The organism is Sphingomonas sp. CFBP 13603, from assembly GCF_014892665.1.
In the GTDB taxonomy this organism is placed as follows: domain Bacteria; phylum Pseudomonadota; class Alphaproteobacteria; order Sphingomonadales; family Sphingomonadaceae; genus Sphingomonas.
Genome location: NZ_JADBIA010000012.1, coordinates 114,933 through 123,249 on the forward strand (window position 1 = coordinate 114,933; position 8,317 = coordinate 123,249).

8 protein-coding genes are annotated in these 8,317 nt (G+C 63.2%); all 8 read left to right on the forward strand.

Translation table 11 applies throughout. The features are described 5' to 3' along the window. Positions 1 to 54 precede the first annotated feature (54 nt). The 8 genes from IFR23_RS16895 to IFR23_RS16930 all read left to right on the forward strand — a co-directional run bounded on the left by IFR23_RS16895 (position 55) and on the right by IFR23_RS16930 (position 7,856). On the forward strand, positions 55 to 810 hold the full coding sequence (locus IFR23_RS16895; RefSeq protein ID WP_192976898.1) for a phosphatidate cytidylyltransferase: 756 nt from the start codon (positions 55 to 57) through the stop codon (positions 808 to 810). Then, positions 807 to 1,964: a 1-deoxy-D-xylulose-5-phosphate reductoisomerase gene (locus tag IFR23_RS16900; RefSeq protein WP_192976885.1), complete on the forward strand. Its 1,158-nt coding sequence runs from the start codon at positions 807 to 809 to the stop codon at positions 1,962 to 1,964. The genes IFR23_RS16895 and IFR23_RS16900 overlap by 4 nt, the downstream gene beginning before the upstream one ends. Next, entirely contained in the window at positions 1,961 to 3,094 is a 1,134-nt protein-coding gene (locus tag IFR23_RS16905) for a M50 family metallopeptidase (protein WP_192976886.1), read from the forward strand. The genes IFR23_RS16900 and IFR23_RS16905 overlap by 4 nt, the downstream gene beginning before the upstream one ends. Positions 3,095 to 3,198: 104 nt before the next feature. Then, entirely contained in the window at positions 3,199 to 5,913 is a 2,715-nt protein-coding gene (bamA, locus tag IFR23_RS16910; RefSeq protein ID WP_192976899.1) for an outer membrane protein assembly factor BamA, read from the forward strand. After that, the gene (locus IFR23_RS16915) at positions 5,913 to 6,575 is read left to right on the forward strand and encodes an OmpH family outer membrane protein (RefSeq protein WP_192976887.1); all 663 of its coding nucleotides are present in this window, start codon (positions 5,913 to 5,915) and stop codon (positions 6,573 to 6,575) included. Before bamA ends, IFR23_RS16915 begins: the two co-directional genes overlap by 1 nt. Positions 6,576 to 6,584: 9 nt before the next feature. Next, positions 6,585 to 7,070 carry a 3-hydroxyacyl-ACP dehydratase FabZ gene (gene fabZ / locus IFR23_RS16920; protein ID WP_342344987.1) on the forward strand — a complete coding sequence of 162 codons (486 nt, stop codon included), beginning with the start codon at positions 6,585 to 6,587 and terminating at the stop codon, positions 7,068 to 7,070. 110 nt (positions 7,071 to 7,180) lie between these two features. After that, positions 7,181 to 7,411, forward strand: a complete 231-nt coding sequence (gene rpmE, locus IFR23_RS16925; protein ID WP_055880673.1) for a 50S ribosomal protein L31 — start codon at positions 7,181 to 7,183, stop codon at positions 7,409 to 7,411. 127 nt (positions 7,412 to 7,538) lie between these two features. Continuing rightward, a complete protein-coding gene (locus IFR23_RS16930; protein ID WP_107963317.1) occupies positions 7,539 to 7,856 on the forward strand; it encodes a PilZ domain-containing protein in 318 nt (105 codons plus the stop codon). Positions 7,857 to 8,317: the final 461 nt, after the last annotated feature.

Here is an 8,317-nt window from a genome sequence, read left to right on the forward strand (position 1 = left end):
CCTGAAAAGGCGCCCGATCAGGCGTTGCGCACGCCGTCCAATCTCCAGCTCCGGATGATCGCCAGCGTCGGCATGATCGCGGTGGCCAGCCTTTCGCTGACGCTCGGCGGGATTGCGTTCTGGGTGCTCGGCGTGGTCGCCGCGCTGTTCATGATGGCGGAATGGTCGATGCTGCAAGGCGCCGACGCCAAGACCAAGCGGATGACGCAGTTCGCGCTGTCGGTGCCGCTCGCACTGATGGCGCCGGCGTCGCTGATCCTCGTGATCCACGATTTCTTCACGCTGGGCCTGCTCGTTGGGGCGGCGTTCTTCGTCGTCATCACGACGCGCAAACCCAAGCTGGCGCTGGGCATCATCTACTGCGGTCTCCCCGTCTTCGCGCTGATGATCATCCGGCGGCAGGACGAGGGAATCCTCTTCACGCTGTGGGCGCTGTCGCTGGTGTGGGCGTGCGATATCGGCGCGTTTTTCACTGGGCGGACCTTGGGCGGGCCAAAGCTCGCGCCGGTGATCAGCCCGAACAAGACATGGTCGGGGCTGATCGGTGGTGTCGTGCTCGCGGGCGCGGTCGCGGCGGTGCTGCACACGCAATACGGCCTGCCGATGCGGATGACGCTGGCGACGCCGGTACTCGCCGTGCTCGCGCAGCTGGGCGATCTCTACGAGAGCTGGTTGAAGCGGGTGGCAGGCGTGAAGGACAGCGGCAACATCCTGCCCGGCCATGGCGGCGTGATGGATCGCCTCGACGGCTTGGTCCCGGTCGCGCCAGTCGCGGCATTCCTCGTCCTGCTGCCGCATTTCTACGGATGAAGAGCGTCACGATTTTGGGGGCTACCGGCTCGGTCGGCACCTCGACGCTCGATCTTATCGAGCGCGAACCGGACCGGTTTCGGGTCGTCGCCCTGACCGCCAATTGCGACGTGACCAAGCTTGCCGCCGCGGCGATCCGTACCAACGCCGAGTTCGCCGTAGTCGCCGACGAAAAGTGTCTGCCAGAATTGCGTGAGGCGCTGGCCGGCACGGGGATCCGCGCGGGCGGGGGTGCCGAGGCGATTGCCGAGGCGGCGTCTTCGGGCGCGGACTGGACGATGGGGGCGATCGTCGGTTGTGCGGGATTGAAGCCGGTGATGGCGGCGATCGAGCAAGGCGGCACCGTCGTGATCGCCAACAAGGAGCCGCTGGTTTCCGCCGGCGATGTGATCCTTGCCGCTGCCGAGCGGGCTGGAGCGACGCTATTGCCGGCCGATTCCGAGCATAACGCCATCTTCCAGTGTTTCGATTCGACTCGTCCCGAGCGTGTTCGGCGGATCATCCTCACCTGCAGCGGTGGACCGTTCCGCGACTGGACGACCGAGCAGATGCGTGGCGTCACGCTCGAACAGGCAGTCAAGCACCCCAATTGGTCGATGGGCGCGAAGATTTCGGTCGATTCGGCGACCTGCATGAACAAGGGCCTCGAACTGATCGAGGCCGCGCGGCTGTTCCCGATCCCGCACGACCGGATCGAGATCGTCATCCATCCGCAGTCCGTGGTCCACAGCCTCGTCGATCATGTCGATGGGTCGGTGCTGGCGCAGCTCGGGCCTCCCGACATGCGCACGCCGATCGCGCACACGCTGGCCTGGCCGGACCGGATGGCGACACCGATGGCGCCGCTCGATCTCGTCGCGATCGGCCGACTCGACTTCGAGGCGCCCGATCCGGTCCGCTTCCCTGCGTTGCGGCTGGCCCGCGAGGCGCTCGACGCAGGTGGCGCTCGGCCAGCAATTCTCAATGCCGCCAACGAGGTATCGGTCGAGGCATTCCTGCAACGGCGCATCGGCTTCCTCGAAATTGCCGCAATCGTCGAACATACGTTGTCGTGTTATGACCCGGCCGCGCCGGACAGTGTCGATGCCGTGCTGGCGATCGATGCCGAGGCGCGGATCTTGGCCGGCGAGCGTGTGAAGGATTACGCGGTTTGATCGAAACACCCGGTGTCCTGCTGACCATATTGTCGTTCGCCGCGGTGATCGGCCCCCTCGTGTTCGTGCACGAGATGGGACATTACCTCGCCGGACGCTTTTTCGGGATCAAGGCGGATGCCTTCGCGATCGGCTTCGGCCACGAGATCGCGGGCTTCACCGACAAGCGCGGCACGCGGTGGAAGTTCGGGTGGCTCCCGCTTGGCGGTTACGTGAAGTTCGCAGGGGACATGAATCCGGCCAGCCAGCCCTCCGCGGAGTGGCTGTCGCTACCCGCAGAAGAGCGTCAGCGGACGTTCCAGTCCAAGCCGGTGTGGCAACGCTCGATCGTCGTCGCAGCCGGTCCGGTCGTGAACTTCGTCGTCGCGATCCTGATCCTCGCCGGCTTCGCGTTCGCATATGGCGACATCCGCATGCCGCCGATCGTGGGCGGTACCGTTCCAGGCAGCGCGGCCGCTGTCGCCGGTCTTCAGGCGGGCGATCGGATCACCGGCATCGGCGGCCGATCGGTCGAGACGTTCGACGACATGGCGCGCTATGCCCGCATCCGCGCCGGCGAGCGGACTCGGATCGATGCGGTCCGCGGCGACCAGGCCCTGTCGCGCGACATCGTCATCGGCACCGAACTCCAGCGCGATCGCTTCGGGAACGAATATCGAATCGGTCGCCTTGGCATCGCCGGCAGCAAGCCTGTCATCGTTCCCGTCAGCCTGATCGAGGCGCCGGTCGTCGCGGTGAAGCGCACCGGCGAGATCGTCTCGATGATGGTCGAGACGCTGGGGCAGGTCATCACCGGTCGCCGTTCGGTGAAGGAACTCGGCGGACCACTCAGCATCGCCAAGGTGTCGGGCGAGCAGATGTCGCTCGGCCTCGACGCCTATGTCTTCCTGATCGCCCTGGTCTCGATCAATCTGGGGTTCATCAACCTGCTGCCAGTGCCGATGCTGGATGGCGGCCACTTGTTCTTCTATGCGATCGAAGCAGTGCGTCGGCGCCCCGTCGAGCCGGAAGTCCAGGAATGGGCGTTTCGCGGCGGACTGGCGGCAATCCTTGCGCTGATGCTGCTCGTGACCTTCAACGATCTCGGTAATTTCGGACTGTGGAAGAACTTGGCCGGCTTGATCGGCTGACGACGATAGGGCAGGGCGGGCGCGCCTTGTATGTGCACGTTTTTAAGGTGGGTTTGGTGACAGCGATCAACGGTTACGATTTCGCGCGTAAGGGCGCCCTGCTTATGGCAGGTACGATCCTGTCGGGCGTTCCCGCGTTCGCGCAGACGGCGCCTGTTGCGACGTCTACGCCGGCTCCGGTTCGCAATCCGGTTGCCGGAGCGTCTAATGGTATAACGCCCGTCGCGGCGCCTGTATCCGTCACCACGATCAAGACTTTGCGAGTCGAAGGTTCGCAGCGGATCGAGCCCGAGACGGTGCTGTCGTACACGAAGCTGCGCGTCGGCGGTCCGTACACGGCAGAGACGCTCGATCAGGCCCTGAAGGATCTGCAGGCGAGCGACCTGTTCGCCGATTATTCGATCTCGGGCGTCGCGGACGGCAATATCGTCCTGCGCGTGCGCGAGAACCCGATCATCAACCGCGTGATCATCGAGGGCAACAAGGCGCTCAAGACCGACAAGATCACCAAAGAGATCAAGCTCGCGCCGCGCCAGATCTTCACGCGCACCGCGGTCCGGCAGGATATCGCGCGGATCATCGAGCTGTATCGTCGGCAGGGCCGTTTCGCCGCGGTGATCGATCCGAAGATGGTCAACCTCGACCAGAACCGCGTCGACGTCGTGTTCGAAGTCAGCGAAGGCCCGAAGTCGAAGGTCCGCCAGATCAACATCCTCGGCAACGAGGTGTTCTCCGACGACCAGATCCGCGGCCAGATGGCCACCAAGCAGTCGCGCCTGTTCCGCCTGCTCTCGTCGGCGACCAGCTACGATCAGGATCGCCTGTCGTACGATCAGCAGAAGCTGCGCCAGTTCTACCTGACGCAGGGCTATGCCGATTTCCGCGTGACCTCGGCCGTGGCCGAGCTGACGCCGGACAAGAAGGACTTCATCATCACGTACGTGGTGGAGGAGGGCAAGCGCTACAAGTTCGGCGACGTCACCGTCGACAGCCAGATCCGCGACTTCGACAACACCAAGCTCGCCGCCAGCCTGCCGCTCAAGAAGGGCGACTGGTACAATGCCAAGCTCGTCGAGGATTCGGTCGACAACCTCAGCCAGACTGCCGGCCTGTTCGGTTACGCGTTTACCGAGGTGAACCCGGAGTTCGCCAAGGACGCCGAAACGCTGACGATGGGGATCAACTTCAACATCGCCGAAGCCAAGCGGACGTACGTCGAACGGATCGAGATCAACGGCAACACGCAGACGCAGGACAAGGTCGTGCGCCGCGAGATCCGTCTGGCTGAGGGCGATGCGTTTAACAGCTTCCAGGTGAAGCGTTCGCAGGATCGCATCAACTCGCTGGGGTATTTCCAGGACAAGATGGAGATTAAGCAGCTGCCGGGATCGGCGCCCGATCGCGTCATCCTCGAGACCAACCTCGAAGAGAAGTCGACCGGCGAACTTCAGCTGTCGGCAGGCTATTCGAGCCTCGAGCGCTTCATCATCCAGGCGAATATCACGCAGCGCAACTTCCGCGGCAAGGGCCAGGAATTGCGCGCCGGCGTCAACTACTCGAGCTATTCGAAGTCGATCGAACTAGGCTTCACAGAGCCGTATCTGTTCGACAAGAACATCGCGATCGGCGGCGACATCTTCCGCCGCGATTATAACTCGTTCAGTTTCAACGGCAACGATCGCCAAACCAACTATTCGCAGGTCTCGACCGGCTTCCAGCTTCGTGCCGGTGTCCCGTTGACCGAGTTCTGGTCGTTGTCGGCGCGCTATGGTCTTTCGTACGACGAGGTCAGCCTCGACAACCAGTTCCTGAATCCCAACGGCTCCTGCAACTTCTTGGCAGCAGGGCGCTATCTTTGCGAGGCAATCGGTAACCGGTGGACGTCGTCGGTCGGCTATTCGCTGATCCGCGATACGTTGAACAGTCGCCTGCGGCCTACCGCCGGCTCGCGTTTCTCGTTCAGTCAGGATTTCGCCGGACTCGGCGGCGACGTTAAGTATATCCGAACTCGTTTCGAGGGTTCCAAATACGCCAACCTCGGCAGCGGCTTCATTGGTTCTATCATTGCGGAAGGTGGCTACATCCACCCGCTGCAAAGCAGCACCGGTCCTGGCGTCGATCCAGTCCGCATCACCGACCGCTTTTATCTAGGCGAACCGCAGTTTCGTGGTTTCGATATCCGCGGCGTCGGTCCGCGCGTTTTGCGTGCGCCGTACATCAACAATGCAGACGGCACGCAGACCGTCCAGACCTCGCGCGACCAGATTCAGGACGATGCGCTGGGTGGCCGCGCCTATTATCTGGCCCGTGCCGAGATCGAAATTCCATTGGGTTCGGGCGCGAGAGAACTCGGCCTGCGTCCATCGATATACGCCCAGGTCGGCAGTCTTTTCGGCATCAAGAAGCCGTTGCCGACCGCAGAGTTCCCGTTCACGCTCGATAACAACGGCAACAAGGTTTTCCAGGCGCTTCCTGCGCGGGATGCGGCGAACAACATTTTGTATAACAACGTGTTCACGGCAGCAGGCGCGACCTCGCCGTCCATACGTCAGACGACCTGCCAGACCGGCTATTCGGCGACGCCGGGCGCTACCGGTGCAAGCTGCGTCGGGACCGAGACTAATACCGTGATACCAGGTACTGCGCCGTTCCAGGAAACCTTCCTCGGCAACTCTGCCAAACCGCGTCTGTCGGTCGGTATCGGCGTCAACTGGAACTCGCCGTTCGGCCCGCTCCGTATCGATCTCGCCAAGGCTCTGCTCACGCAGAAGGGCGACGACCCCAAGCTTATTACTTTCAACGTAGGGACACAGTTCTGATGACGACGTTCAAGACGCTTCTCCTCGCCGCAGCGCTCGTCGCGCCGGCCGCCATGACCGCGACCGCTGCCGATGCACAGGTTTCGGGCATCGCCGTCGCCGACGCGCAGGGTGCGATCGCCAACTCGAAGGCCTGGAACGCCGCGCGCGCCCAGATCGAGACGACCTACAAGGCCCAGCTCGACCAGGCCGAGACTCGTCGTCAGGCCGTGGCTCGCGAGCTCCAGCCGCTGGTCACCGCGTTCCAGACGGCACAGCGTGCGCCCGGCGCGACCGAAGCGACGCTGCGCCCGCAGGCTCAGGCGATCCAGACGCGTGAGAACGCGGCGAACCAGGAACTCGCCCGCCTGACGCAGCCTGCCCAGCGTGCACAGCAATACGCGATCGAGCAGATCCAGGCGAAGCTCAGCGACGCCGTGACGGCAGCAGTTCGTGCCAAGAACGTCAGCCTGTTGCTGCGTCCCGAAGCAGCTCTGTTCGCGCAGCCGACCGCCGACATCACTGCGGCGATCACGACCGAGCTCGATCGTCTCGTGCCGACCGTCAGCACCGCCGTGCCGGCAAACTGGCAGCCGAACCAGCAGGGTAGCCAGCAGCAGGGTGCCGCTCCGGCTCCAGCCGGTCGCGCGCCTGCCGCAACGCGCACGCCGCAGGGTCGCTAAGGTCAGCTTGTGACCGAAACTGTGACTGAAATAGCGAAGACCGGTCTCGGCCCGCTCGATATCGGGCGGGTCATGGCTGCGCTACCGCATCGCTATCCGTTGCTGCTGGTCGATCGTGTCGAGGATCTGATCCTCGACACATCGATCACCGCAATCAAGGCGGTGTCGATGAACGAGCAGTTCTTCCAGGGGCATTTCCCCGGGCGCCCGATCATGCCGGGCGTGCTGATCGTCGAGGCGATGGCGCAGGCGGCGGGGATCCTCGCGGTCGAGTCGCTGGGTCTCGCGGGGTCGGGCAAGCTCGTCTATTTCATGGCGATCGACGGGGCCAAGTTCCGCAAGCCGGTCGAGCCGGGCGTGTTGCTCAAGCTCGAGGTGACGTTCGTCCAGAAGCGCAACTCGGTGTGCAAGTTCGCCGGCCGCGCGTCGGTCGACGGGCAACTGGTGGCCGAGGCGAACTTCACGGCGATGATCGCCGATCCGCCCAAGGCTTAAGCCCGAAGTCGGGGCTCTAGCCTCGCAATCTTGTAAAATAGGGCGCGTCCGTGTACGGGCGCGCCTTCCTTTTCAGGCTGGTCGGAACCAGCCACATACGGAGAATTCCCATGAAGGCCGATACGCACCCCGATTACCACATGATCACCGTCCAGATGACCGATGGCAGCAAGTACCAGACTCGCACCACCTGGGGTAAGGAAGGCGACGTGATGACGCTCGAGATCGATCCGCTCGCGCATCCGGCATGGACCGGTGGCCGCGGCACGATGCTTGACACCGGCGGCCAGGTCGCGCGCTTCAACAAGCGTTTCGGTGGCGGTCTCACGCTCCGTAAGTAATATCCAGTAACCCCCGGAATGAGTTTGATTTAACTCGTTCCGGGGGCTCTTTTTAATACCTCGTTAGGTGCCGGCGGATAGGTTTGTGAACGCAAGCCATATCAGGACTCGCAAGGACGAGGACGCCATGTTCGCCGCCGACTTCGAACCCGCAGAGCGCACGAGCCGCCGCGGTTCGCCCCGTGCCCCGATCGCCCTCGACGCCAGTATCGGCAAGACGCGCCGCGCTTTGTGCAGGGTCGTCGATATTTCGGTCAACGGTGCGCGGCTCCAGACCTATTCGGCGCTCAAGCGTGGCACGAGCATCTGGCTCAACCTGCCACAGATCGGCCAGATCGTTGCCGACGTCATGTGGGCGGACGATTTCACCGCCGGCTGCAAATTCCGAACCCCGCTTTCGATCAAGGCGTTCGATGCGCTCATCCAGGATCACCCAGCGACCTGATCGCGCCGCGGCAACGCCGTAGCTTCTCGAAATACCTCTGCGAGGCAATCGCGTCTCTCGGGACGACGGCCGTCATTGACGTTCGGCAATCCAGATGTCGCCCACACATACCTTCCGAATATGAGCAGCGAGCTCGCCTCGGTTCGACGGGCATTCGCACGGGCGACTTAGGGACGAGACGGTCGGCACCGCATGCCGGAAGGGGATGATAGGCGCCGCTGAGCGTGCGAGCGTTGAATTTTCCGAAAAGTGACCTGAAACTGTAAAAAAGCGTTTGACGGTATCGGGAGGTGGCCCTAGAGGGGTGTCACCGCAGCGGAGTGCCTCACCGGCTTCTGCGACGGTCGCAAAAAACCAGATGCTCCAAGCTTTCCGAGAGGGAGGTTATGCGAGTGTCGGTATTTTTGTCGGCTCTTTGACATTGTAGGTTAAGATGAAGGGACATGTGGGCGGCGGCTTGC